Source organism: Pseudomonadota bacterium (assembly GCA_022361155.1).
Classification (GTDB): domain Bacteria; phylum Myxococcota_A; class Polyangia; order Polyangiales; family JAKSBK01; genus JAKSBK01.
In genome coordinates, this window is the sequence record JAKSBK010000558.1 from 1 (window position 1) to 1,168 (window position 1,168).

Below are 1,168 nucleotides of genomic sequence, written 5' to 3' on the forward strand. Positions count from 1 at the left end.
GTAAAGATCGCGAACCATCCCGTGCCGGGGATCTCGGTTTTGGCCATCACGGTCTTGCCGCCCAACCCTTCGATCTTCTTGAGATCCGCCTCAATGTCTTCGCTGCCGACATAGACCATCAGGCGGTCCACCTTCATCACCTCATCCGTGGCTGGAAAACCACCCCCGGGACCCTCTTCAGGGCTGAAGACGACGTAGTCGAATTCGTCGTACTTCTCAATCTCCCAGCCAAACATGTCGCCATAGAATTTGCCGGCGGCGTCCGGGTCGGGTGCCGGGATCTCAACATGGACGATGGGGTACTTACTCATTTGCGCCTCCTTGGGTGCGGGAGTCGCATTGTAAGCTACTGCAGGACTATTCGTCCATCAGCTGCACGAAGGCGCGGAAGATATCCGATTCGGTGATCACGCCCACCAGCTTGACGCCTTCCATGACAGGAAAACCGCCCAGCTTGTGCTTGAGCATCAGCGCCGCCGCTTCGGTCAGCTTGGTATCCGGTGAGACCGTGATCGGATCGGCGCTCATGATCTTGCGGACTTCCAGGCGCCCCAACAGATAGCTGACTTCAAAGACGCTGAGACTGGTCGCATCCGAGGGCTCGGCCTCGAGCACATCGGTGAGGGTCACGATCCCAACCAGCTTATTACCCTCCATCACGGGCAGGCGCCGGATGCTGTGGTCAGTCATCAAGCGATGGGCGTCGGCCAGGCTTTCCCTGGGGCCGATGCTGACGGCTGGGGTGCCCATCCAGTCTTTGACATAGGCGGTTTTCATCTTTGGCTCCTTTGTGGGCTTGATTCGCCCCCATTCTGCTCGCCCGGGACGTGCTCGCCTAGTTGCAAATGTACCGGGACAAAAAAGACCGGCCGCTTGGCCGGTCTTTCGGTGTGCGTTGATTTGAAGCGCTAGTTGACGCAGTGTGTGTCGTAGATGTCGCTCAGGGCATCCCACAGGGACTGGCTCATCGCCTCGCAGGCTTGCAGCGCCGCGGCCTTGTCACCCGCGTCCAGCGTTTCGATCTGGGCCATCAACTTCTCGGCTTCGTGCTCGTTGTGGGTATGCTCCTCAAAGTAACGCTGGCCCTCAGCCGAGATCGTGTAGTGGGCCTTGAGACCCTCAAGCTTGCTCTTGGCGGTGGCCGGCTGCTGGGCTTCGAAGGCGTAGA

3 protein-coding genes are annotated in these 1,168 nt (G+C 59.3%); all 3 read right to left on the reverse strand.

Annotated elements, in window-relative coordinates:
* Positions 1-311, reverse strand: a 311-nt coding sequence (locus MJD61_20860; protein MCG8557709.1) for a VOC family protein, incomplete at its 3' end; no start/stop codon positions are given.
* Between the two features lie 46 nt (positions 312-357).
* The gene (locus tag MJD61_20865; GenBank protein ID MCG8557710.1) at positions 358-777 is read right to left on the reverse strand and encodes a CBS domain-containing protein; all 420 of its coding nucleotides are present in this window, start codon (positions 775-777) and stop codon (positions 358-360) included.
* 131 nt (positions 778-908) lie between these two features.
* Positions 909-1,168: hypothetical protein (locus tag MJD61_20870; protein MCG8557711.1), on the reverse strand; the 260-nt coding region annotated here is incomplete at its 5' end.

Coding starts and splice junctions, on each gene's coding strand:
- MJD61_20865 (MCG8557710.1), bottom strand. CDS start 777: ATGAAAACCGCCTATGTCAAAGACTGGATGGGCACCCCAGCCGTCAGC.